The sequence below is a fragment of the Lentzea sp. NPDC020367 genome, assembly GCF_044387305.1.
GTDB lineage: Bacteria > Actinomycetota > Actinomycetes > Mycobacteriales > Pseudonocardiaceae > Lentzea.
Window position 1 is genome coordinate 1 of record NZ_JBIRVV010000006.1, and the last position, 23,697, is coordinate 23,697.

Here is a 23,697-nt window from a genome sequence, read left to right on the forward strand (position 1 = left end):
CTGAGACGTGATGCGTAGCCGATTGAGGCGAAGTAGAGTGATCCCATGCTGCCGAGAAAAGCCTCTAGCGAGCTTTCACGCGGCCCGTACCCCAAACCGACACAGGTGGTCAGGTAGAGAATACCAAGGCGATCGGGCGAACTGTGGTTAAGGAACTCGGCAAAATGCCCCCGTAACTTCGGGAGAAGGGGGGCCGTAGCGCTTGAAGCCTCTTGCAGGCTAGGGCGAGACGGCCGCAGAGACCAGCGAGAAGCGACTGTTTACTAAAAACACAGGTCCATGCGAAGTCGCAAGACGATGTATATGGACTGACGCCTGCCCGGTGCTGGAACGTTAAGGGGACCGGTTAGTCCGCAAGGGCGAAGCTGAGAACTTAAGCGCCAGTAAACGGCGGTGGTAACTATAACCATCCTAAGGTAGCGAAATTCCTTGTCGGGTAAGTTCCGACCTGCACGAATGGCGTAACGACTTCTCGACTGTCTCAACCGCAGGCCCGGCGAAATTGCATTACGAGTAAAGATGCTCGTTACGCGCGGCAGGACGGAAAGACCCCGGGACCTTTACTATAGCTTGGTATTGGTGTTCGATTCGGCTTGTGTAGGATAGGTGGGAGACTGTGAAGCGGCCACGCCAGTGGTTGTGGAGTCATCGTTGAAATACCACTCTGGTCGTATTGGATGTCTAACCTCGGTCCGTGATCCGGATCAGGGACAGTGCCTGGTGGGTAGTTTAACTGGGGCGGTTGCCTCCCAAAGAGTAACGGAGGCGCTCAAAGGTTCCCTCAGCCTGGTTGGCAATCAGGTGTTGAGTGCAAGTGCACAAGGGAGCTTGACTGTGAGACTGACGGGTCGAGCAGGGACGAAAGTCGGAACTAGTGATCCGGCCATGGCTTGTGGAAGCGTGGTCGCTCAACGGATAAAAGGTACCCCGGGGATAACAGGCTGATCTTCCCCAAGAGTCCATATCGACGGGATGGTTTGGCACCTCGATGTCGGCTCGTCGCATCCTGGGGCTGGAGTAGGTCCCAAGGGTTGGGCTGTTCGCCCATTAAAGCGGTACGCGAGCTGGGTTTAGAACGTCGTGAGACAGTTCGGTCCCTATCCGCCGCGCGCGTAGGATACTTGAGGAAGGCTGTCCCTAGTACGAGAGGACCGGGACGGACGGACCGCTGGTGTGCCAGTTGTTCTGCCAAGAGCATTGCTGGTTGGCTACGTTCGGAAGGGATAACCGCTGAAGGCATCTAAGCGGGAAGCTCGTTCCAAGATGAGGTATCCCACCCTTTGTGGGTTAAGGCCCCCAGCTAGACCACTGGGTTGATAGGCCAGAGGTGGAAGACCGGTAACGGTTGGAGCTGACTGGTACTAATAGGCCGAGGACTTGTTACAAAGACGCTACGCATCCACTGTGCGGTTCTGGAAGAACAACCAGAAACCGATCGCGACCCCGCGGGGTTGCTGGTTGTAATTTCATAGTGTTTCGGTGGTTATAGCGTTGGGGAAACACCCGGTCCCATTCCGAACCCGGTAGTTAAGCCCTTCTGCGCCGATGGTACTGCACTGGTTACGGTGTGGGAGAGTAGGTCGCCGCCGAACTTTACTTCCCTGAAGGGGCTTGTGATCGCGGGGCACAATTACAGTGCTTCGCTCACAGGCCCCTTTCAGCGTGTCCATAGTAGGAGGATTTGGTGTCCAGGTTCGGGGATCGTCCCGGCGACCGTCAGCGTGGCCAGGGAGACCGACCGCGCCATTCCGACGGTGGCCGTCCATCAGGCGACCGCAAGTTCAGCAGCAGCAACAACTCCAGCAACAGCTCCAAGCGCGGTGAAGGCTCCGGCGACCGCACCAGCGGCGGCGACCGTCGAGACAACCGCGCCGGCTCCAGTGACCGCGGCGGTTACCGCGGTCAGGGTTCCAGCGACCGCGGCAGCTACCGCAAGGACGACTCCGGCGACCGCGGTGGCTACCGCGGTGACCGTTCGAGCGACCGCGGCGGCTCCAGCGACCGCGGTGGCTACCGCAAGAGCGACTCGAACGACCGCGGCGGCTATCGCGGGCAGGGTTCCGGTTCCGGCGAGCGCAGCGGTTTCCGCAGCGACCGGCCCGGTTTCCGCAAGGACGATTCAGGCGACCGCGGTGGTTACCGCGGCCAGGGTTCCAGCGATCGCGGTGGGTACCGCAAGAGCGAGTCCAGCGACCGCGGTGGCTATCGCGGGCAGGGTTCGAGCGACCGGCCCGGCTACCACAAGGACGACTCGGGCGATCGCGGTGGCTACCGCGGCCAGGGTTCGAGTGACCGTGGCGGTTACCGCAAGAGTGAGTCCAGCGACCGTCCCGGCTACCGCAAGGACGAGTCCGGCGGCTACCGCAAGAGCGAGTCGGGCGACCGTGGCGGCTTCCGCTCCGGCGACCGGGCCGGCTCGGGCGAGCGCGGCGGATTCCGCAAGAGCGACTCCGGTGACCGTGGCGGCTACCGGGGTTCCAGCGACCGTGGCGGTTACCGCAAGAGCGAGTCCAGCGATCGACCCAGCTTCCGCAGGGACGACTCCGGCGATCGCGGTGGCTACCGCAAGAGCGAGTCCGGTGACCGTCCCGGCTACCGCAAGAGCGACTCGAACGATCGCGGTGGCTACCGCGGCCAGGGTTCGAGTGACCGCGGCGGCGATCGTGGTGGCTACCGGGGCGAGCGCTCTGGCGACCGTCCTGGCTTCCGCAAGGACGACTCCGGTGACCGCGGTGGCTACCGCAAGAGCGAGTCGGGCGAGCGCGGCGGGTTCCGCAAGAGCGACTCCGGTGACCGCGGCGGGTTCCGCAAGAGCGAGTCCAGTGACCGCGGTGGCTACCGCAAGAGCGACTCCGGCGACCGTCCTGGCTTCCGCAGGGACGACTCCGGTGACCGTGGCGGTTACCGCAAGAGCGAGTCCGGCGACCGCCCCAGCTTCCGCAAGAGCGACTCGGGCGACCGTGGCGGCTACCGGAAGAGCGAGTCCAGCGATCGTGGCGGCTCGCGTTCGAGCGACCGTCCCGGCTTCCGCAAGGACGACTCCGGTGACCGCGGTGGTTACCGCGGCCAGGGCTCCAGCGACCGTGGCGGCTTCCGCAAGGACGACCGGGGTTCCAGCGACCGTGGCGGGTACCGCAAGAGCGACTCGAACGACCGTGGCGGCTACCGGGGTTCCAATGACCGGGGTGGCTACCGCAAGGACGACTCGAACGACCGCGGCGGCTACCGGAAGAGCGATTCCGGCGACCGTCGCAACGACGAGCGTTCCGCCCCGCCGCGCGACGACCGTCGTGACGAGCGCAGCCGTGAGCGTGCGGCGCGCTTCCAGGAGCGTCAGTCGGAGCCGGAGACCACGGACAAGGCCTCTGCCGAGGTGACTCCGGCCGCCGAGCGCGCCGGGTACCGCCTGGGCGACGGCGCCGCGGCCACCCGTGCCGCCGCCGGTCGTGAGCCGGCCGCCGAGGCCGAGGTCGCCGCTGAGGGCGACGCGGCCGAGGTCGTCGAGACCAAGACCGAGACCAGGACGGACAGCGAGGCCGGCGTCGACGCGGACAAGCGTGACGACGAGCCGAAGGCCGAGTCGGACGACGCCGACAGCGCGGAGCAGAGCGACGAGGCGCCCGCGCCCCGTGGCGGACGGCCCGAACTGCCGGAGGAAGCCGACCTGTCGCTGCTCGACCCGGAGATCAAGGCCGAGCTGCGCAGCCTGCCCAAGGGCCTCGCGGAGATCATCGGACGGCACCTGGCCGCGGCCGGGCTGCTGATCGACGAGGACCCTGAGCTGGCCCTGGAGCACGCGCGGTACGCGCGGAGCAAGGCTGCTCGCGTCGGTGTCGTGCGGGAAGCGGCGGGTCTCACCGCCTACTTCGCGGACGAGTGGGCCGAGGCTCTCAGCGAGCTGCGGGCCGCGCGCAGGATGATGACCGGACCGGGCCACCTGGCGATCATGGCCGACTGCGAGCGGGCCCTGGGCCGGCCGGAGCGGGCGATCGACCTCGCCAAGGACCCGGCGGTCAAGGACCTCAGCCAGGAGGACGAGATCGAGCTGCGCATCGTCGCGGCCGGTGCTCGTCGCGACATGGGTCAGCTCGACGCGGCCGTCGTCGCCCTGCAGGGTCCGGACCTCGATCCGGGGCAGCGCAATCCCTACTCCGCGCGGCTCTTCTACGCTTACGCCGACAACCTGGCCGCGGCCGGTCGCATCGAGGAGTCCGTCAAGTGGTTCCTCAACGCCGCCGAGGCTGACGACGAGGGGGAGACGGACGCCGCCGAGCGCGCGTTCGAGCTGACCCAGGAGGAGACCCCGCAGCAGTGAGCGAGACGTTGGTCGACAGGTACGACGCGTTGCTGATCGATCTCGACGGCACCGTCTACCGGGGATCCGAGGCCGTGCCGGGTGCCGCCGAAGCAATCGCGGCGGCCAGAAGCAAGGGCGTCGGGATCCGTTATGTCACCAACAACGCCTCCCGCTCACCGCAGATGGTGGCCGATCACCTCGTCGAGCTCGGGTTCGAGACGAACGTCGACGAGGTGAGCACCTCCTCGCAGGCAGGCGCGGCCATGCTGGCCGAACGACTGCCGAAGCGATCCACTGTGCTCGTGCTCGGCACCAAGGCCCTGGAGGCCGAGGTGTTCAAGCGCGGACTCATCCCGACCGACACCGCGGAAGGCGCGGTGGCGGTCCTGCAAGGGCTGTCCATGGACCTCGGCTGGCGTGAGCTGGCCGAGGCCGCGGTGGCCATCCGCAACGGCGCGCTGTGGGTGGCGTGCAACGTCGACGCCACCCTGCCCACCGAACGCGGCCTCCTGCCCGGCAACGGCAGCCTCGTCGCGGCGCTGAAGACCGCGACCGACCAGGAACCGCTCGTCGCCGGCAAGCCCGCCACCCCGCTGCTCCAGCAGGCCGCGAAGGACCTCGGCGCGAACCGCCCGCTGGTGATCGGCGACCGGCTCGACACGGACATCCTCGGCGCGGTCAACGCGGGCATGGACTCGCTGCTCGTGCTCACAGGTGTGTCGACGGAGCAAGAGGCGCAAGCGCTTCCGGCTGAGCAAAGGCCCACGTATGTCGGCGCGGACCTGTCGATACTCCATCGGCTACCGTAAGACCGTGAGCTACCCCCTGCCCGGACCTCCGCCCAACCCGGCTGACGCCATCGACGGCGCGCTGGAGAGGCTCGACGGGCTCGAGAACGTTCCCCTCGACGAGCACGTGGCTCGGTTCGACGCCGTGCACTCGACGCTCACCGACGCACTGTCGAGCATCGACAAGGTGTGATGCACAGTGCCTCGCAGAGTGCGGCTCGACGCCGAACTCGTGCGCAGGGGGCTCGCCAGGTCCCGTGAGCACGCCAGCCAACTCGTCGCCGACGGACGCGTGAAGGTCCGCGGCACCGTCGCGACGAAACCCGCGACCGCCGTGGAGACCTCCGACCCGGTCGTCGTCAAGGACATCGGCAACGACCCGAACTGGGCCTCCAGAGGCGCGCACAAGCTCATCGGCGCGCTCGACGGCTTCAAGATCGATCCCACCGGCAGGCGTTGTCTCGACGCCGGCGCGTCCACTGGCGGTTTCACCGACGTGCTGCTGCGCAAAGGCGCGCGTCAGGTGGTCGCGGCCGACGTCGGCAGGGGTCTGCTCGACTGGAAGCTGCAGACCGACGACCGGGTCGTGGTGAAGGACAAGACCAACGTCCGCACCCTCACGCCCGAGGACATCGGCGGCAAAGTTGAACTCGTGGTGGCCGATCTTTCGTTTATCTCGTTGAGGCTTGTGCTTCCCGCACTGGCCGCGTGCCTCGACGAGGAGGGCGACCTGCTGCCCATGGTCAAGCCGCAGTTCGAGGTGGGCAAGGAACGCCTCGGCTCCGGTGGTGTCGTGCGCGAGCCCGAGCTTCGTGCCGAAGCCGTGCTCGACGTGACCAGGGCGGCAGCAGAACTCGGTCTGGCCGTGCACGGGGTCGTCGCGAGCCCGTTGCCCGGCCCGTCCGGGAATGTCGAGTACTTCCTCTGGCTTCGCAAGGGTGAACCCGTCCCTGCGGAGGAGATGGTGCGCACCGCCGTCGAAGAAGGGCCCCAATGAGGGAAGTCCTGCTGGTCGTCCACACCGGTCACCAGAGCAACATCGATCTCGCCCGTCAGGTGGCAGGCCGTCTCGCGGTCGGGGGCGTCACGACGAGGGTGCTCGACGACGAGGCGCGTGACCTCGGCCCGTCGTGCTGCACCAAGGTCGTGCCCGCCGACGACCACGCGGCCGAGGGCACCGAACTGGTGCTCGTTCTCGGCGGTGACGGCACGCTGCTGCGCGGCGCCGAGCTCGCCCGCCCGGCGCGGGTGCCGGTGCTGGGTGTCAACCTGGGCCGGGTCGGGTTCCTCGCGGAGGCCGACTCGGACGCGTTGCACGAGGCCGTCGGTCACGTGCTGGAGCGCGACTACTTCGTGGAAGAGCGCATGACGCTCGACCTCGTCGCGAAGGTCAACGGCGACGTGGTCGCGCAGACCTGGGCGCTCAACGAGATCACCGTCGAGAAGCTGATCCGCGAACGCATCCTCGACGTCGTCGTCGAGGTCGACGGCCGGCCGGTGTCGGCGTTCGGCTGCGACGGCGTGATCTGTGCGACGCCGACGGGCTCGACCGCCTACGCGTTCTCGGCGGGCGGACCGGTCGTGTGGCCGGACGTGCAGGCGATCCTGGTGGTGCCGAGCAACGCACACGCGCTGTTCTCACGGCCGCTGGTCGTCTCGCCGAAGTCGCACGTGGCGTTCGAGATCGACTCGTCGGGCCACCCGGCGGCGCTGTCCGCGGACGGGCGGCGCACGTTCGAGCTGCCCGCGGGCGCGCGGATCGAGATCGTGGAAGGCGCAGTGCCGCTCAAGGTCGTGCGGTTGCGCCAGGCACCGTTCACGGACCGGCTGGTCGAGAAGTTCGCCCTGCCGGTGAAGGGATGGCGGGGACCATCGGCAGGCTGACCGCGCCGCTCGGCGCGTCGGCACTCGCTGGCTATGGTGCCCCCAGAGCAAGGACCCATCCGGAAATGTCGGACCCGACAAGTAAGGTTCGCCCTGTGCTGGCCGAGATGCGCATCAATGGCCTTGGCGTGATCGACGAGGCCACCCTTGAACTGGACCCCGGATTCACCGTAGTGACTGGTGAGACGGGTGCGGGCAAGACCATGGTCGTGACCGGGTTGCACCTGCTCGGCGGTGGCCGTGCGGAGGCGTCGCGGGTGCGTACCGGGGCCGACAAAGCGGTGGTCGAAGGCCGCTTCCAGGCTCCGGCGGGCAGCCCTGCCGCGAAGGTGGCGGAGGAGGTCGGCGGCGAGGCCGACGAGGACGGGTCGCTGATCGCGATCCGCACGGTCGGAGCCGACGGCCGCTCGCGAGCCCACGTCGGTGGCCGCTCCGTGCCGGTCGGCGTCCTGTCCGAACTGGCGGAGCAGCTCATCGCCGTCCACGGCCAGAACGACCAGCTGCGGCTCATGCGTCCCACTGAGCAGCGTGCCGTGCTGGACCGCTTCGCGAGCGACGACGTGAGCGAGCCGCTGCGCGCGTACCAGGCCGTCCGCGAGGAGTGGCTGCGCGTCTCCACCGAACTGAAGGAGCGCACCGAGCGCTCGCGTGAGCTCGCCCGTGAGGCCGACCTGCTGCGGCACGGCCTGGGCGAGATCGACGCCGTCGACCCGAAGCCGGGCGAGGACGTCGAGCTGCACGACGAGGCCCGGCGGCTCGCCGACGCGGACCAGCTTCGTGAGGCCGCTCAGGGCGCGCAGTTCGCGGTGTCCGGGTCTCTCGAGGGAGATCCCGACAACCCCGGCGCGCTCGGGTTGATCTCCGAGGCCGCTCGCCGGTTGTCGGCTTCCGAGGACCCGAAGCTGCGGGAGATGGAGCCGCGGCTCGTCGAGGCGGCGACGTTGCTGGCCGACGTCGGTGCCGAGATCTCCGGCTACCTGGACCACCTCGAGGCCGACCCCGGCCGGCTCGAGTCGGTGCTGCAGCGGCAGGCCGAGCTGAAGGCGCTGACGCGGAAGTACGCGGCCGACATCGACGGCGTGATCGCGTGGGCCGCTGACGCCAGGGCTCGGCTGGGCGGGCTGGACACGTCCGAAGAGGCCCTGAGCTCACTGGCCACTCGGCGGGACGAACTCGCCGTCGAGCTGGCCGCGCTGGCCGAGCGGGTCACCGCCGCTCGGGTCGAGGCCGCGCTGGAGCTCGGGAAGGCCGTCAGCGAGGAGCTCGACGGGCTCGCCATGCCGCACGCGACGGTGGAACTGGCCGTCCGGCCCCGGCACGCCGAGGCCGGAGATGCCCAGGCGCTGGCCGTGGGGCGGTCGATCCTGCACGCCGGGTCGTCCGGAGTGGACGACGTCGAGCTGCGGTTGATCTCGCATCCGGGGGCCCCGGCGTTGCCCGTGCACAAGGGCGCTTCCGGTGGTGAGCTGTCCCGGGTGATGCTGGCGCTGGAGGTCGTGCTGTCGCACTCCGATCCGGTGCCCACCCTGGTCTTCGACGAGGTCGACGCCGGCGTCGGCGGGCGGGCCGCCGTCGAGGTCGGGCGGCGACTGGCTCGGCTCGCGCGGTCCCACCAGGTGATCGTCGTGACCCACCTGCCCCAGGTCGCCGCGTTCGCTGATCGGCACCTCGTGGTGGACAAGTCCGCCGACGGGACGTTCACGCGGTCCGCCGTGCGGAAGCTGGACGAGACGCAGCGGGTCGTCGAGCTGGCGCGAATGCTGGCCGGCATGGACTCGACCGACACGGGCCGGGCCCACGCCGAGGAGTTGCTGGCCGCGGCGAAGGCGGACAAGTCCTCCGCGGCCGTGGTGCGGCGGCGGAAGAAGAAGGGCTGACCTCGGGTTCGCCCTCGTCATCGCGGTTGAGCTGGGCGGTCGCGTCGTGGCCTTGTTCGGCATGATGGGGGTGTGACCGTTACCGGATCTTTGACCACGCGCCGGGTGTTCGGGGCCGTGCTGGTGGTCGTGGCCGCTGGGCTGGCTGTGGCGGCCACCTTCTTGACCACCTACACGGTGGAGGTCGCGGCCAACGGTCGCACCCTGCGGTTCGAGGCCACCTCCTGGGCGGTCGAGCGCGACGACTTCCACGAGGTGCTGATTCTGGAGCCCCTCGAGTTCGGGGAGCCCGCTCTGGGCGCCGCGCTGGTCATGGCCCTGGCCGCGGTGCTGGCCTTCCGGGTTCCCGCCGCCAGGGTCGGGTCGTTGCTCGGCGCCGGACTGCTGGTCGGCGTGGCCTGGTCCGCTGTCACCCGGCTGCAGGGGCTGGTCGACAGACTGTCCGACCTCGAGTCGCCGTTCACCATCGAGGTGGCGCAGGGAGACGGGGTCACCACGCTGATCGTCGCGGCCGGGGTGGGCGTGGTGGCGGCCGTGTTGCACCAGGAGCTGCCTCGGGCGGTTCGGGCCGAGGGCGCTGAAGAAGGGGTGGTCATCCACCAGATCGACGAGGCGGACGACACCGACACGCCGCCGTACGGATACCCGGTGATCGTGGAGCCCAAGAGTGATTGACCGTCGCAAGATCTCGTGGGTGCTGCTGGCGCTCGGTGCCGTGCTGGCGGTGATCGGGTCGCTCCAGGACGTCTTCAGCACCGTCTACAAGGGCTTCGGGACCGATCTGCGCTCCACCTCGACCCTGTGGATCACCACGTCGAACCCGCAGGACGGGGCTGTCGAACAGCCGGCGCTCTTCGCCGCCGGGTGGCCCGTGGTGGTCTCGGCGATCATGATGGCGGTCGCCGTGGTGCTGCTGGCGCGTCAGGAGACCGCTTTCGCCGGGCGGCCGCTGGCCATGGGTGGGGCCGGCGCGCTGGCCGGAGTGCTGTTCCTCTACACGTTCCAGTTGCGGGAGCTGAAGGAGCTCATCGACTCCGAGCCGCAGCGCGGATCGAGCAAGGACGAGCTGCTATACCACGACGGCTTCTACCTCCTGATGATCGCGGCCGCCCTCGGGCTCGTGGGTGCGGTGCTCGCCCAGCGCAGGAGTTCCGAGCCGGTGGTGGAGGACGAGGACGAAGGGGACGGTGTGGTCGTGCATCAGCTCGACAACGACGACGACACGCCTCCCTTCGGGATTGCGATTCCTGACGACGACGAGCGGGAGACCCGGTGATCGGGAGACCTACGGCGATCGCGTTGATCGCGGCCGGAGTGGTGCTGAGCGCCACGGCGATGGTGTTGCCGTGGTACTCGACGGCGTACGCCGGTGGCGTTGAGGTCGTCGTTCGCGCTTGGGGGACCGAGGTTCTCAACAAGCCCGGCGACTGGCCCGCGGGAGAACTCTCGCCCTGGTACGGGGTTCCCGTCGTGGTGACGGTCCTGTTGCTCGTGGCCGGGATCTGGATCAACCGCGCGGCGTTGGCCGGGGCTGCCGGGCAGCTCGGCGCGGTGGGGATCGTCTCGGCGCTCGTCGTGTCGGAACGCGGGCACGCGATCGAGCAGCAGGGCGACTTCGCGGTCGGGTTCGGACTGGTGTTCCTCGTCGTGGGAACGGTGGTCGGGCTCGTCGGAGCTGTTGCCGCGCAACGGGAGGCGGCGTGAGGAAGATCCTCGGCGTCGTGCTGCTCGGGCTCGCCGCGGTGGCCGCGGTCGGGGCCACGTTCCTGCCGTTCTCGGAGTTGCTGATCAGGCTTGCTCCCGGGCAGCCGCAGACCGCCTACGTCACCAGTGGGTGGAGCACGCACTTCGGTGGTGCCCAAGATGAACACGGACCGTTGTTCGGCATCCCGATCGTGGTGATGGCCGCAGTGGTGCTGATGGGCGTTCGGTGGCGGAAAGTCGCCTTTGCCGGGGCGGCCGGGTTGGCGGGCGTCACCGGAATGTTGTTCGTGTATTTGCTGAACGCCATCAGCTTTCACCAGGAGGGCAACATCGCCATCGATCCGGCGCTGCAAGCCGGGTTCGGCAACGGTATTTGGGTGCTCATAAGTGCAGTGGTTCTCGCGTTTGGAGCCGTAGTAGTTCACCCCGACGACTGACCAGCGAGAAATGCCCGGCGTGCCTCACCTGTCGCGTGCGCACCGTGAGTCACTATCGGCTCATGAAGCTTTCCGGGCTGCTGAGCCGCACCAACCACGAACTTCCCGGTGTCACGGGCGTCGCGCGGGTTGATCGGCGCGCGAGCGACCTGGTGCGGCGCGTCAGTGCCGGTGACATCGCTGTGATGGACCTCGTCGACCTCGATCGGCGGACCGTCGAAGCGCTCGTCTCGGCCGAGGTCGTCGGTGTCGTGAACGCGTCACCGTCGATTTCCGGGCGGTTTCCCAACCTCGGGCCGGAACTGCTGATCGAGGCCGGCATTCCGCTGATCGACAACGTCGGCGCCGTCGCGCTGCGGGAGATCAAGGAAGGCACGAAGATCCGGCTGCACGAAGGTGTCGTGTACGCCGGGGAACGTGAGCTCGCCAAGGGGATCGAGCAGAACGCCGAAAGCATCGCCGACGCGATGATCGAGGCGAAGGCCGGCATGTCGGCTCAGCTGGAAGCGTTCTCCGCCAACACCATCGAGTTCCTCCGCCGCGAACGCGCGCTGGTGCTCGACGGCGTCGGCGTGCCCGAGGTGTACGTGCCGATGCGCGACCGGCAGGTGCTCGTCGTCGCGGGCGGCCCGTCGCACGCCGAGGAACTGCGCAAGCTTCGCAAGTACATCCGCGAGTACCGGCCGGTGCTGATCGGCGTCGACACCGGCGCGGACACGCTGCACGACGCCGGACTCAAGCCGGACATCATCGTCGGCGACCCCGACGGCATCGGCACCGCGTCGTTGCGCGCGGCGTCCGAGGTGGTCGTGCCCGCGCAGACCGACGGCCACGCGCCCGGCCTGCAACGGATCCAGGACCTCGGCATCGGCGCGGTGACGTTCCCGGCGTCGGGCAACGCGGAGGACCTCGCGTTGCTGCTCGCCGAGGCGCACGGGGCGTCCCTCGTGGTGACGGTGGGGCTGCGCGCGACGTTGCGCGAGTTCCTCGACCGCGGGCACTCCGGTTCCAACCCCTCCACGTTCCTCACCAGGCTCAAGCTCGGCAGCAAGCTCGTCGACGGGGAGGCCGTCGCGACGTTGCACCGCAGCAGGGTCTCGCTGGGCGTGATCGTCCTGCTGGTGACCGCCGCGATCGTCGCCATGGCGGCGGCCCTCGCGGTGTCCGGCGTCGGTCACGTCTACGTCGACATCGTGGTCGACGGCTGGCAATCCGTCGTCAACTGGTTCAAGGGGTTCTTCTCGTGATCACGCTGCGCTACCACATAGTTTCGATCACCGCGGTGTTCCTCGCGCTGGCGGTCGGTGTCGTGCTGGGGTCGACCGCGATCAGCGGGCGGCTGCTCTCCGGGCTGAGCGACGAGAAGAACTCGTTGGCACAGCAGGTGAACGACCTGCAGAACGACCGCAACGCGTTGAACGCCAAGCTGACCGAGGCGGACAAGTTCGCCGCGTCCGTCGGCCCGCTGGCGGTCAAGGACCGGCTCACCGAACGCACGGTCGTCATCGTGACCACGTCGGACGCCCGTCCGTCCGATCGGGACGCTCTCGCCGGGCTGCTGAAGTCCGCGAGCGCCACCGTGACCGGCGAGATCCAGCTGACCGACGCGTTCGCCGACCCGTCGCGCGGCGACCAGTTGCGCGATCTCGTGGCACGGCTGCAGCCCGCCGGCTCCCAGCTGCCCACGGCCGCGGACCCCGGTACCCGCGCCGGCGGTCTGTTCGGGACGTTGCTGCTGCTCAACCCGTCCAACAACGAGCCGCAGGCCACGGCCGACGAGACGGCGTCCGCGCTCGCCGGGCTGACCAACGCGGGCTTCGTGAAGGCGACCTCGGGCGTGAAGCCCGCGCAGCTCGCGATCGTGCTGGCCGGTGGTGCCGCGATCGGTGACTCGGCCGCGGACAGGGCCTCGACCGTCGCGCGCTTCGCCACCCAGCTCGACCGGTCCGGCGCGGGCGTCGTGCTGGCCGGTGCGAACGGTTCCGCGAACGGCACGGGTGCGATCGGCGTCGTCCGCGCGGACACCGCCGCGACCTCGATCCTGTCCACGGTGGACAACTCCGACACCCCGGCGGGTCAGGTCGTCGTGGTGATGGCGTTGCGCGAACAGCTGGAGGGCCGCTCCGGCCGTTACGGCGTCGCGGGCAACGCAGAGGCCTCGTCGCCGGGCACGGCCGGCTAGTGCTCGGTCGTCCACTCGCCGGGTAGGGCCTTCAGGAGCTGGTCCAGCGCGTCCGGCGTGCGGGCGCGGGCCCACAGCCACTGGCGGTCGTCCTCGCGGACGATCAGGTCGTCCGCGGCGAACCAGCGGGTGCCGGGACTGTGCAGCGGCAGCAGTGCGAAGTGATCTTCGAGCAGGGAGACGTCCGCCTCGGACGTCTCCCTGTCCGCTGTCTCGGCCCCGTCGCGGTACAGCGCCTCGGACAGCACCATCTCCACGCACGCCAGGGAGAACCGGGGCAGCCACGCGTCCCAGCGCTCCTCGGTCCTGTCCACGAGGTCGAGCTTGATCCGGACCTCCGGGTCGTCGCCGTCCAGCGCGGTGCCCCAGGCCGCGACCCACTGGTTCTCGTCGCGGAACACCAGGACGTCGTCGACCACGCGCAGTTCGGACGGCGTCAGCAGGCGGTCCTGGTTGCTGGTCAGGTCGGGACGCTTGCCGAACAGGGCCAGCGCCTCCTTCACCGCCTCGGGCAGCCGGACGAGCAGCTGCTCCTCGGTGGCGGCGAGATCCGCCCGGTTCCAGCCGTCCTGCGGTTCCAGCGGCTCGGCCCACGCGGCCGCGAAACCCTCGATGAAACGCCACGCCGCCGAGCGGTCGTGCATGGCTCGTGCGGCGCTCCCTGCCACGTCGAAGGTCACGTGACAACGATTCCTGATCCCGGCGCGTGCCGTGGGAGTTCGGGAAAACCCCTCGCTGCGCCGATCGGGTGATGTGATCTGCCGGGTCGTGGTGCGCTGAGTGACCGGCGGCGTGTTAGCGTTATGGCCCGTGGATAGGGGGATTCGGCCCCCACGATTTTCACGGGAGCCCCGTTGGTGCAGCAGGCACGTACGACCAAGCACGTCTTCGTCACAGGGGGCGTCGCCTCCTCCCTGGGCAAGGGGCTCACGGCCTCCAGTCTCGGCCAGTTGCTCACCTCGCGCGGCCTGCGGGTAACGATGCAGAAGCTCGACCCGTACCTGAACGTGGACCCCGGCACGATGAACCCGTTCCAGCACGGCGAGGTCTTCGTGACCGACGACGGTGCGGAGACGGACCTCGACATCGGCCACTACGAGCGGTTCCTGTCGCGCGATCTGAGCGGCGAGGCCAACGTCACCACCGGTCAGGTGTACTCCGAGGTGATCGCCAAGGAGCGGCGGGGTGAGTACCTGGGCGACACGGTCCAGGTGATCCCGCACATCACCGACGAGATCAAGCGCCGCATCCGGGCGATGGCCGAGCCGGACGCCGACGGCGTCACTCCGGACGTGGTCATCACCGAGGTCGGCGGCACGGTCGGCGACATCGAGTCGCTGCCGTTCCTCGAGGCGGCCCGTCAGGTCCGCCACGACGTCGGCCGCGACAACGTCTTCTTCCTACACGTCAGCCTGGTGCCGTACCTGGCGCCCAGCGGCGAGCTGAAGACCAAGCCGACGCAGCACTCCGTCGCGGCGCTGCGGAACATCGGCATCCAGCCCGACGCGATCGTGTGCCGGGCGGACCGGGAGATCCCGGACGCGCTGAAGCGCAAGATCGGCCTGATGTGCGACGTCGACACCGACGCCGTCGTCGCGGCCGTGGACGCGCCGTCGATCTACGACATCCCCAAGGTGCTGCACTCCGAGGGCCTCGACGCCTACGTCGTGCGCCGCCTCGGCCTGCCGTTCCGCGACGTCGACTGGACGGTGTGGGGCGACCTGCTGGAGCGGGTGCACAACCCGTCCGAGACGGTGAAGATCGCGCTCGTCGGCAAGTACGTCGACCTGCCCGACGCCTACCTCTCGGTCACCGAGGCGCTGCGGGCCGGCGGTTTCGCGCACCACGCCAAGGTCGAGATCAAGTGGGTGCCGTCGGACGAGTGCCAGACGCCCGAGGGCGCGGCACGGGCGTTGTCCGGCATGGACGCGGTGCTGATCCCCGGCGGGTTCGGCGTGCGCGGCATCGAGGGCAAGGTCGGCGCGCTGAAGTACACCCGCACGCGCGGTGTGCCGACGCTGGGCCTGTGCCTCGGCCTGCAGTGCATGGTGATCGAGGCCGCGCGGAACCTCGCGGGCATCGAGGACGCGAACTCCAGCGAGTTCGAAGAGGGCGGCACGCCGGTCATCTCCACGATGGCCGACCAGCAGGACGTCGTGGCCGGTCAGCGCGACATGGGCGGCACGATGCGCCTCGGCGCGTACGTCGCCAAGCTCACGCCGGGTTCGGTCGTCGCTCAGGCGTACGGCGCGACCGAGGTGTCCGAGCGGCACCGTCACCGCTACGAGGTCAACAACGCGTACCGGGGCAAGCTCGCCGACGCCGGCCTGGTGTTCTCCGGTGTCTCGCCGGACGGCCGCCTGGTCGAGTTCGTCGAACTGCCGACGGACGTGCACCCGTTCTACGCCGCCACCCAGGCGCACCCGGAGCTCAAGTCGCGTCCCACGAAGCCGCACCCGCTGTTCGCGGCGTTCGTGAAGGCCGCGATCGACTACCGGGTCGCCGACCGGTTGCCGCTGAAGGCCGGGGCTTCCAAGTGACGCGTCACGACTTCCGGACGGTCTCCAGCGAGGACCTGCACGTCGGACGTGTGGTCGCGCTGCGGGTCGACGACGTCGAGATGCCCGGTGGCGGCACGGCCAAGCGCGAGGTCGTCGAGCACATGGGCGCCGTCGCGGTCGTGGCCGTGGACGACGCGGGCCAGGTCGTGCTGATCCACCAGTACCGCCACCCGCTGGGCAGGCACCTCTGGGAACTGCCTGCCGGGCTGCTCGACCACGACGGCGAGGAGCCGGTCGTCGGCGCCCGCCGCGAGCTGGCCGAAGAGGTCGGGCTCGACGGCGGACGCTGGGACACGCTGGTCGACACGGCCGCGTCTCCCGGGTTCACCGACGAGGTCGTGCGGGTGTTCCTGGCGCGCGAGCTGTCCGAAGTGGAGCGCGAGGTGCAGGGCGAGGAGGAGGCGGATCTGGAGATCCACCGCTTCCCGCTCGACGAGGCCGTGCGGATGGTGCTCTCGGGCGAGATCGTGAACTCGTCCGCGGTCGCCGGGCTGCTCGCGGCGCGTGAGGTGCTGGCGGGACGGGCGGAGCCGCGTCCCGCCGACGCACCGTTTCGCGACAAGCCGACCCGGTTCGCGGCGCGCAAGAAGTAAGTTGGGCTGATGCAGACGCTGAAGGGTTCTCTCTCTCGGATGAGGGGACCCCTCAGCGTGCTCGCGGCCGGCGCCGCGGGTTCCGTGCTTTTGCTGTTCGTCGACCCGAACCAGCCGGGCAACCTGTTGCCCAAGTGCCCCTTCAAGGCGCTCACCGGGCTCGACTGCCCGGGCTGCGGGATCACGCGCATGGTGCACGCACTGCTGCACGGCGACGTGGTGGCCGCATGGCATTTCAACGCCGTGCTGCTCGTGCTCGGTGTACCGCTGATGGCCTGGCTCTTCACGCGCTGGACGCTGAGCCGATGGAAGGGAGAACGGCGACCGGTGCCGCCATCGGTCGGGTTCGCCGCTCTCGCCGTCATGCTCGTGTGGGGCGTGGGCCGCAACATCGCCGGCGTCTAGCCCGTGTCCTGCAAGTTCATTGGGCGGCACCGCCTCCGAGTCTCTCGCCCGCGCCTCTCACCGAACGAACTTGCAGGACACGACCTAACCCTTCAGCGGGCGTCCTTCCGCGTCGGTGCCGCCGTTGATCAGGATGAGCACGCCGTCGATCAGCGACCAGATGCCGCAGCCACCGCACGTCAGCAGCTGGGCGACCGCGATTCCGGTGTCCCCCATGTAGAACCGGCCGATGCCGAAGTTGCCGAGGAACAGCTGGAGCAGGCCCGCGGCGATCTTCGACTTGTCCGAGTACGGCACGCCCGTGTACGGGTCGCGGCCCCACGGAGCGCCGGGGTCGTAACCCACGCCGTGGGGAACCATGCCGGGCGGCGGGACCGCGTACTGCGGGCCGGTGGGCGGCGGAACCGCGTACTGCGGCTGCGGGCCGGTGGGCGGCGGGTAGTACGGCTGGGTGGGCTGCGGCGCGTAGCCGGGCGGCGGCGGGGGCACGGCGGTGAACGGCACCGAGGGCGGCGCGAGGAACGGCGGGTGGGGCTGCGGCAGGTCGCGGAACAGCTCCGCGAGCTCGACGTAGCTCTGCGCGCCGGACGCGCGGTTCACGCGTTCCTGGTACTCGCCGATGTCGAGCCGCGCCATCGCGAAGTGGTCGTTGAGCGCGGTGATCGCCTCTTCGCGCTGCTGGTTGCCGATGCGCTGCTGCTCAGGCCCGAATGCTTCTGACACGGCTGGCCACGTTATCCGATGCAGCAGATCGATATCGGGAATACGCTGCGACGATGCTGGTCGGTGTCCCAAAGGAGATCAAGAACCACGAGTACCGCGTCGCGATGACACCGGCAGGAGTGGTCGAGCTGGTGCGTCGCGGGCACTCCGTCGTCGTCGAGCGCGACGCCGGTGCGGGCTCGTCGTTCCCCGACCAGGAGTACGTGGCCGCCGGTGCGCGGATCGTCGCCACGGCGGACGAGGTGTGGGGGTCCGCGGACCTGGTCCTGAAGGTCAAGGAACCGATCGAGCCCGAGTACCACCGCATGCGCCGCGATCAGGTGCTGTTCACCTACCTGCACCTGGCGGCGTCGCCGTCGTGCACTGACGCGATCGCTTCGTCCGGGATCACGGCCATCGCCTACGAGACCGTGCAGCTGGCGGACGGGTCGCTGCCGTTGCTGGCGCCGATGAGCGAGATCGCCGGGCGGATGGCCGCCCAGGTGGGCGCGCACTGCCTGGAACGGGCCCAGGGCGGCCGTGGCGTGCTGCTGGGCGGTGCTCCCGGCGTCGCGGCGGGCAAGGTCGCGGTGATCGGCGCGGGTGTGGCGGGGATGAACGCGGCGACGATGGCCGTCGGCATGCAGGCCGAGGTGATCGTGCTGGACAACAACGTCAACCGGTTGCGGCAGATCGACTTCACCTACCGCGGGCACCTCCAGACGATCGCGTCGAACGCCTACGAGGTCGAGAAGGCCTGCCGCTGGGCGGATCTCGTCGTCGGGGCCGTGCTGGTGCCCGGTGCGAAGGCGCCGAAGCTCGTCAGCAACGACCTGGTGTCGCGGATGCGGTCCGGCAGCGTGCTCGTGGACATCGCGGTCGACCAGGGCGGGTGTTTCGAGGACACGCGGCCGACCACTCACGACGCACCGACGTACCGTGTGCACGATTCCGTGTTCTACTGCGTCGCGAACATGCCCGGTGCCGTGCCGAACACGTCGACGTACGCGCTCACGAACGTGACGCTGCCGTACGTCATCGCGTTGGCGGACAAGGGTTTTGAGGCTGCGGTGGCGTCGGATCCGGCTTTGGCCAAGGGCGTCAACGCGCGTGACGGGAAGATCCTGTTGGAAGGGCTCGCGTGATTGCAGAGTTGGTGGCGACCTATCTCGACCACCTCGCCGTGGAACGCGGCACCGCCCGCAACACGCTCGACTCCTACACCCGCGACCTGCGCCGCTACTCCGAACACCTGGAGTCCTTGGGTGTCACGGATTTGGGTGCGGTGACGGAGCTTCAGGTGAGTGAGTTCCTGGCCGTGTTGCGCGAGAGCGGGCTTGCGGCGTCTTCTGCCGCACGGACGTTGGTCGCCGTGCGCGGGTTGCACCGCTTTGCGCACCGTGAAGGCGTTGTGCCGCAAGACGTCGCACGTGCCGTGCATCCGCCTTCGCCGCCGAAGAGGCTGCCGAAGGCCTTACCGATCAATGAGGTTCTCACCCTCCTGGAAACTGTGGGAAACCTCAGGGACAAAGCGCTGCTGGAGTTGCTGTACTCGACGGGAGCGCGAATTTCCGAGGTGGTCGGGCTGGACGTGGATGACATCGACGCTTCCGAGCGGACGGTGTTGCTGGACGGGAAAGGAGGGAAGCAACGGCTGGTTCCGGTCGGGCGGCCGGCGTTGGCGGCGGTCGACGCCTATCTGGTGCGGACGCGTCCCGCGTTGGCGGCGAAGGGGCGTGGCACACCTGCATTGTTCTTGAATACAAGGGGTGGAAGGCTCTCCCGGCAGAGCGCGTGGACCGTTCTGAAGACCGCCGCGGAGCAGGCTGGAATCACCGCGGTCGTGTCTCCTCACACGTTGCGGCATTCGTTTGCCACCCATCTGCTGGAAGGGGGTGCTGACGTTCGGGTGGTGCAAGAACTCCTCGGGCACGCATCCGTTACGACCACTCAGGTGTACACACTGGTAACCGTTACGACTTTGAGGGAGGTCTACGCAACTGCTCACCCTCGAGCCACTGGAACATGAGGCTTCCACGGGTACGGTGGGCAGGTGCCGAACTTGGACGAGCCGTCCCCACAGGCCATTGATCTAGCCGCTGTGCTGCACGCGCTGAGTGACCCGACAAGGCTCGCGGTCGTGCGCCAGATCCAGTTGAGCGGTGAGAGGCTGTGCGGGGCTTTCGAGGTCGACGTCGCGAAGTCGACCCTTTCCCAGCATCTGCGGGTATTACGCGAAGCGGGCATCACACGAACACGCTGCCGAGGCAATCAACGGTGGGTGTCACTGCGCCGCGATGACCTGGACCACCTCTTTCCGGGCCTGCTGGACGTGGTGCTTTCCGCCGCCGATCGGCGAACACGAACGGATGTCGCTGTCTGAGCAACTCTTGACAAGCCCGGCGAGGCGCGTTGCCGCTCGCACGGGTGCGGCCTAGGCTGCGCCCGGAGAGACGACTACGACCAGTGAGGGAACGCCAGCCATGTCGACACCGGAGCACGCTTTCGCGCCCCGTGCCGATCTGAGCCTGGCTCCGCACGCCGCGCCGGTGGACGACGTCGCCACGGAGCAGGTCGACGGCATCGGCCCGACGGGCAGACCGCGTCGTCACATCCCAGACCCGCCGCCGTTGCTGCACCACGGCCCGGCGAAGATCCTGGCTGTCTGCAACCAGAAGGGTGGCGTCGGCAAGACCACGACGACCATCAACCTGGGCGCGGCGCTGGCCGAGTACGGCCGCCGCGTGCTGCTCGTCGACTTCGACCCGCAGGGCGCGTTGTCGGTGGGCCTCGGCGTGCACCCGCACCAGCTGGAAACCACGATCTACAACGTCATCATGGAGAACGACACCGCCGTTCCCGACGTCATCCGCAAGACCATGGTCGAGGACATGGACCTGCTGCCGAGCAACATCGACCTGTCGGCAGCAGAGATCCAGCTCGTGTCGGAGGTGGGCCGCGAGCACACGCTCGTGCGCACCCTTCGCCCCGTCATCGACCACTACGACTACGTGCTGGTCGACTGCCAGCCCTCGCTCGGCCTGCTCACGGTGAACGCCCTCGCGGCCGCGGACGGTGTGCTGATCCCGCTGGAGTGCGAGTTCTTCTCGCTGCGCGGGGTGGCGCTGCTCATCGACACCATCGAGAAGGTCAAGGAACGCTTGAACCCGAAGCTCAACATCACCGGCATCCTCGCCACGATGTACGACCCGCGCACGCTGCACTCGCGTGAGGTCATGGCACGCGTCGTGGAGGCGTTCGGCGAGATCGTGTTCGACTCGGTCATCAACCGCACGGTGCGCTTCCCGGAGACCACCGTGGCCGGTGAGCCGATCACCCGCTGGGCACCGCGCTCGGCCGGCGCCAACGCGTACCGCGGCCTGGCTCGCGAGGTGATCGCCCGGTGAACCGTCGCCCTTCACTGCCTGGGGCGGCGGAACTGTTCCGGCTGACCTCTGCCGCGCCCGCGCCCGAGGTCTCCTCGGACGAGGTCACCCCGCAGCAGCGCCGTGGTTCCGGCCGCACCAAGCACACCACGAAGATCACGGTCTACGTGTCCGACGAGGAACTGCTGGCCCTGGAGCAGGCGCGGCTCGTGCTGCGCGGCTCGCACTCGCTCGCCGTCGACCGAGGTCGTGTCGTGCGTGAGGCGATCGCCATCGTGCTGGACGACCTCGAGACGCACGGTGACGCGTCGTTGCTGGTACGCAGGTTGCGCGAGCAGTGACCGAGGAAGCCCCTGCTGAGGTTGCTGCTCCGGACGATGGCAAGTTCAAGGTCAGGCTCACGAACTTCGAGGGTCCGTTCGACCTGCTGCTGCAGTTGATCTCCCAGCACACGCTCGACGTGACCGAGGTGGCCCTGCACACGGTCACCGACGACTTCATCGCGCACCTGCGCGGCATGGGCGACAAGTGGGACCTCGACGAGACCACCGAGTTCCTGGTCATCGCGGCCACGCTGCTGGACCTGAAGGCCGCCCGGCTGCTGCCCACCGGTGACGTCGAGGACGAGGACGACCTGGCCCTGCTGGAAGCGCGCGACCTGCTGTTCGCCCGCCTTCTGCAGTACCGGGCCTACAAGCAGGTGGCGGCCCTCTTCGCCGAGCTGGAACAGGGCGCGTTCCGGCGCTACCCGCGCTCGGTGTCGCTGGAACCGCGCTTCGAGGGCCTGCTGCCCGAGGTGATGCTCGGCGTCACGCCCGGCAAGTTCGCCCTGATCGCGGCCGCCGCCTTCCGTCCGAAGCAGAAGCGCACGCTGTCGGTCGACCACATCCACCAGCACCGCGTGTCGATCCGCGAGACCGCGGACGTGCTGCGCGCGATGCTGATCGAGAAGGGCACCGCGTCGTTCTCGGAGATCGTCGCCGACTGCACCGAGACCATGGAGGTCGTGGCGCGGTTCCTCGCGCTGCTGGAGCTGTACCGGGAGAAGTCGCTGGCCTTCGAGCAGGAGGACGCGCTCGGGCCGCTGCAGGTGACGTGGGTGGGCGGGACGTTGCAGGACGCGCAGGCGCAGGTGCACGCCGGCGACGAGGATGAGGACTACGGCGGATGAGCGAGCCACTGGTGGGACCGGACGCGGCGGAGATCGAGAAGCCGGGGCCGGCGTTCGACGGGGGCGAGCCCGAGGCCACGGAGGCCGCCGAGCCGGACGCCGCTCTCGACGACGCCGCTCCCGCCCCCGTCGTGCTGGAAGAGCCCGCCGAACCCGAGCCTGAACCCGAGCCTGAACCCGAGCCTGAAGCCGACCCGGCCGACGCCGAAGACGCCGCCGACCTCGAAGCCCAGCTCCTCGCCGCCGCCCCCGAGGAGGCGATCGAGGACAGCGGCCTCCCGGACCTCACCGACGACGCGGTCTTCGAGGCCGCGCTCGAGTCGGTGCTGCTCGTGGTGGACAGCCCGATCCCGGAAGACCAGCTCAGCAGCGCCCTTGAGCAGCCGGTTAAGCGAATCAAGGCGGCACTCCGTAGACTGGCTGCTCGGTACACCGAGTCCGGCAGTGGCATCGACCTGCGCAGGGCGGGGGACGGCTGGCGGTTCTACACGCGGGACCGGTTCGCCCCGTTCGTGGAGAAGCTGCTGCTCGACGGTCAGCGCGCGAAACTCACCCGCGCGGCCCTCGAGACGCTCGCGGTGATCGCCTACCGGCAGCCTGTCACGCGGGCGCGGATCGCGGCGGTTCGCGGCGTCAACGTGGACGGCGTGATCCGGACCCTGGTCGCACGGGGGCTCATCGAGGAGACGGGCACCGACAGCGACACGGGTGGGATCCTGTACCGCACGACCGAACTGTTCCTGGAGCGGTTGGGGCTGTCGTCGCTTGCCGACCTGCCGCCAATCGCCCCGCTCCTGCCCGAAGTGGATGCGATCGACGATGTCTGACAACGAGGGCGTGCGCCTGCAGAAGGTGCTCGCGCAGGCGGGTATCGCCTCGCGCCGCGCTTCCGAAGAGCTGATCGAGCAGGGACGGGTGCAGGTCGACGGCCAGGTCGTGCGCGAGCAGGGCCGCCGGATCGACCCCGAGACGGCCGTGGTGCACGTGGACGGGCTGCGGGTGCAGATCCGCGAGGACGTCGTCACGATCGCGCTCAACAAGCCGTACGGGATGCTCTCCACGATGGAGGACGACCTGGGCCGCCCGTGCGTCGGCGACCTGGTGCGCAACCGCAAGGAGCGGTTGTTCCACGTCGGCCGCCTCGACGCCGAGACCGAGGGCCTGCTGCTGCTCACGAATGACGGCGAGCTCGCGCACCGGCTGATGCACCCGAGCTACAACGTCAAGAAGACCTACCTCGCCGAGGTCCCCGGCCCGGTCGAGAAGGGTCTCAACAAGAAGCTCAAGGCGGGCATCGAGCTGGAGGACGGGCCGGCCAAGGTCGACTCCTTCAAGCTCATCAGCGCCGTGCCCGGCAAGGCGCTGGTCGAGATCGTGCTGCACGAGGGCCGCAAGCACATCGTCCGCCGCCTCATGGAGACCGCCGGTTACCCGGTGCAGTCGCTGGTCCGCGTCGCCGTCGGTGAGGTGTCGCTCGGCAACCAGCGTCCCGGTTCGATGCGGGTGCTGAACCGCCAGGAAGTCGGCGGCCTCTACAAGCTCGTCGGGCTCTGACCAGACCCTGAAATCCCGCTCGTCCCTCCGGCCCCAGAGCCGGGGGGACGAACCGCGGTGAGCCCGGTCCACCGGGCCGATCTGCCAGGGCGGTTCACCGGCACCTCGCGCGGGACTTCTGCGAGGACTGCGCGGAACTGCGTGAGCCGTGGGTGG

25 protein-coding genes and 2 rRNA genes are annotated in these 23,697 nt (G+C 68.8%); 25 read left to right on the forward strand and 2 right to left on the reverse strand.

The features are described from left to right. The 14 genes from ACH413_RS25080 to ACH413_RS25145 form a co-directional block, all read left to right on the forward strand. Positions 1–1,385 (forward strand): 23S ribosomal RNA (locus ACH413_RS25080); the annotation flags it as partial. A 90-nt stretch (positions 1,386–1,475) separates the two neighbouring features. Further along, positions 1,476–1,592, forward strand: a 5S ribosomal RNA gene (rrf, locus tag ACH413_RS25085). 92 nt (positions 1,593–1,684) lie between these two features. Continuing rightward, entirely contained in the window at positions 1,685–4,315 is a 2,631-nt protein-coding gene (locus ACH413_RS25090; protein ID WP_360032494.1) for a hypothetical protein, read from the forward strand. Beyond that, complete coding sequence (locus tag ACH413_RS25095; protein ID WP_360032492.1) at positions 4,312–5,106, forward strand: HAD-IIA family hydrolase; 795 nt, start codon at positions 4,312–4,314, stop codon at positions 5,104–5,106. The genes ACH413_RS25090 and ACH413_RS25095 overlap by 4 nt, the downstream gene beginning before the upstream one ends. Before the next feature lie 4 nt (positions 5,107–5,110). Then, complete coding sequence (locus tag ACH413_RS25100; protein WP_382428719.1) at positions 5,111–5,278, forward strand: hypothetical protein; 168 nt, start codon at positions 5,111–5,113, stop codon at positions 5,276–5,278. 6 nt (positions 5,279–5,284) lie between these two features. Further along, positions 5,285–6,082: a TlyA family RNA methyltransferase gene (locus ACH413_RS25105; RefSeq protein WP_360032489.1), complete on the forward strand. Its 798-nt coding sequence runs from the start codon at positions 5,285–5,287 to the stop codon at positions 6,080–6,082. Continuing rightward, complete coding sequence (locus ACH413_RS25110) at positions 6,079–6,969, forward strand: NAD kinase (RefSeq protein WP_093604897.1); 891 nt, start codon at positions 6,079–6,081, stop codon at positions 6,967–6,969. Before ACH413_RS25105 ends, ACH413_RS25110 begins: the two co-directional genes overlap by 4 nt. Positions 6,970–7,064: 95 nt before the next feature. Continuing rightward, positions 7,065–8,846: a DNA repair protein RecN gene (recN, locus tag ACH413_RS25115; protein WP_360032486.1), complete on the forward strand. Its 1,782-nt coding sequence runs from the start codon at positions 7,065–7,067 to the stop codon at positions 8,844–8,846. Positions 8,847–8,918: 72 nt separating this feature from the next. Continuing rightward, positions 8,919–9,521 carry a hypothetical protein gene (locus ACH413_RS25120; RefSeq protein WP_360032483.1) on the forward strand — a complete coding sequence of 201 codons (603 nt, stop codon included), beginning with the start codon at positions 8,919–8,921 and terminating at the stop codon, positions 9,519–9,521. After that, entirely contained in the window at positions 9,514–10,122 is a 609-nt protein-coding gene (locus tag ACH413_RS25125; protein WP_360032480.1) for a hypothetical protein, read from the forward strand. The genes ACH413_RS25120 and ACH413_RS25125 overlap by 8 nt, the downstream gene beginning before the upstream one ends. Next, positions 10,119–10,550: a hypothetical protein gene (locus tag ACH413_RS25130; RefSeq protein WP_360032477.1), complete on the forward strand. Its 432-nt coding sequence runs from the start codon at positions 10,119–10,121 to the stop codon at positions 10,548–10,550. Before ACH413_RS25125 ends, ACH413_RS25130 begins: the two co-directional genes overlap by 4 nt. Positions 10,551–10,567: 17 nt before the next feature. Next, the gene (locus ACH413_RS25135; RefSeq protein ID WP_360032474.1) at positions 10,568–10,987 is read left to right on the forward strand and encodes a hypothetical protein; all 420 of its coding nucleotides are present in this window, start codon (positions 10,568–10,570) and stop codon (positions 10,985–10,987) included. 62 nt (positions 10,988–11,049) lie between these two features. Continuing rightward, entirely contained in the window at positions 11,050–12,234 is a 1,185-nt protein-coding gene (gene steA / locus ACH413_RS25140; protein WP_360032471.1) for a putative cytokinetic ring protein SteA, read from the forward strand. Continuing rightward, positions 12,231–13,169: a copper transporter gene (locus ACH413_RS25145; RefSeq protein ID WP_360032468.1), complete on the forward strand. Its 939-nt coding sequence runs from the start codon at positions 12,231–12,233 to the stop codon at positions 13,167–13,169. The genes steA and ACH413_RS25145 overlap by 4 nt, the downstream gene beginning before the upstream one ends. Here the strand turns inward: ACH413_RS25145 and ACH413_RS25150 are convergent. Next, positions 13,166–13,849, reverse strand: coding sequence for a hypothetical protein (locus ACH413_RS25150; protein ID WP_360032465.1), 684 nt, complete (start codon positions 13,847–13,849; stop codon positions 13,166–13,168). The genes ACH413_RS25145 and ACH413_RS25150 overlap by 4 nt on opposite strands. Before the next feature lie 177 nt (positions 13,850–14,026). On the opposite strand from ACH413_RS25150, the gene ACH413_RS25155 reads away from it, so the two are divergent. The 3 genes from ACH413_RS25155 to ACH413_RS25165 are packed head-to-tail and all read left to right on the forward strand — an operon-like array spanning position 14,027 to position 16,728. Then, positions 14,027–15,709: a CTP synthase gene (locus ACH413_RS25155; protein ID WP_396425159.1), complete on the forward strand. Its 1,683-nt coding sequence runs from the start codon at positions 14,027–14,029 to the stop codon at positions 15,707–15,709. Continuing rightward, the gene (locus ACH413_RS25160) at positions 15,706–16,323 is read left to right on the forward strand and encodes an NUDIX hydrolase (RefSeq protein WP_360032459.1); all 618 of its coding nucleotides are present in this window, start codon (positions 15,706–15,708) and stop codon (positions 16,321–16,323) included. Before ACH413_RS25155 ends, ACH413_RS25160 begins: the two co-directional genes overlap by 4 nt. Before the next feature lie 39 nt (positions 16,324–16,362). Then, the gene (locus ACH413_RS25165) at positions 16,363–16,728 is read left to right on the forward strand and encodes a DUF2752 domain-containing protein (RefSeq protein ID WP_360032456.1); all 366 of its coding nucleotides are present in this window, start codon (positions 16,363–16,365) and stop codon (positions 16,726–16,728) included. An 84-nt stretch (positions 16,729–16,812) separates the two neighbouring features. Here the strand turns inward: ACH413_RS25165 and ACH413_RS25170 are convergent, their stop codons facing one another. After that, positions 16,813–17,451, reverse strand: coding sequence for an NINE protein (locus tag ACH413_RS25170; RefSeq protein WP_360032453.1), 639 nt, complete (start codon positions 17,449–17,451; stop codon positions 16,813–16,815). Between the two features lie 53 nt (positions 17,452–17,504). Here ACH413_RS25170 and ald point away from each other — a divergent pair, with 53 nt between their 5' ends. The 8 genes from ald (at position 17,505) to ACH413_RS25210 (ending at position 23,541) form a co-directional block, all read left to right on the forward strand. Further along, positions 17,505–18,575 carry an alanine dehydrogenase gene (ald, locus tag ACH413_RS25175; RefSeq protein ID WP_360032450.1) on the forward strand — a complete coding sequence of 357 codons (1,071 nt, stop codon included), beginning with the start codon at positions 17,505–17,507 and terminating at the stop codon, positions 18,573–18,575. Beyond that, positions 18,572–19,459, forward strand: coding sequence for a site-specific tyrosine recombinase XerD (xerD, locus tag ACH413_RS25180; RefSeq protein WP_396425162.1), 888 nt, complete (start codon positions 18,572–18,574; stop codon positions 19,457–19,459). Before ald ends, xerD begins: the two co-directional genes overlap by 4 nt. A gap of 24 nt (positions 19,460–19,483) precedes the next feature. Continuing rightward, the gene (locus ACH413_RS25185) at positions 19,484–19,813 is read left to right on the forward strand and encodes a helix-turn-helix transcriptional regulator (RefSeq protein WP_093604879.1); all 330 of its coding nucleotides are present in this window, start codon (positions 19,484–19,486) and stop codon (positions 19,811–19,813) included. A gap of 100 nt (positions 19,814–19,913) precedes the next feature. Continuing rightward, the gene (locus tag ACH413_RS25190; protein WP_093604877.1) at positions 19,914–20,837 is read left to right on the forward strand and encodes a ParA family protein; all 924 of its coding nucleotides are present in this window, start codon (positions 19,914–19,916) and stop codon (positions 20,835–20,837) included. Beyond that, positions 20,834–21,157 (forward strand): hypothetical protein, encoded by a 324-nt coding sequence (locus tag ACH413_RS25195; protein WP_360032446.1) that lies wholly within the window; start codon positions 20,834–20,836, stop codon positions 21,155–21,157. Before ACH413_RS25190 ends, ACH413_RS25195 begins: the two co-directional genes overlap by 4 nt. After that, complete coding sequence (locus tag ACH413_RS25200) at positions 21,154–21,987, forward strand: segregation/condensation protein A (protein ID WP_360032443.1); 834 nt, start codon at positions 21,154–21,156, stop codon at positions 21,985–21,987. Before ACH413_RS25195 ends, ACH413_RS25200 begins: the two co-directional genes overlap by 4 nt. After that, positions 21,984–22,814, forward strand: coding sequence for an SMC-Scp complex subunit ScpB (gene scpB / locus ACH413_RS25205; RefSeq protein WP_360032440.1), 831 nt, complete (start codon positions 21,984–21,986; stop codon positions 22,812–22,814). Before ACH413_RS25200 ends, scpB begins: the two co-directional genes overlap by 4 nt. Next, positions 22,807–23,541, forward strand: a complete 735-nt coding sequence (locus ACH413_RS25210) for a pseudouridine synthase (RefSeq protein WP_360032437.1) — start codon at positions 22,807–22,809, stop codon at positions 23,539–23,541. The genes scpB and ACH413_RS25210 overlap by 8 nt, the downstream gene beginning before the upstream one ends. Positions 23,542–23,697: the final 156 nt, after the last annotated feature.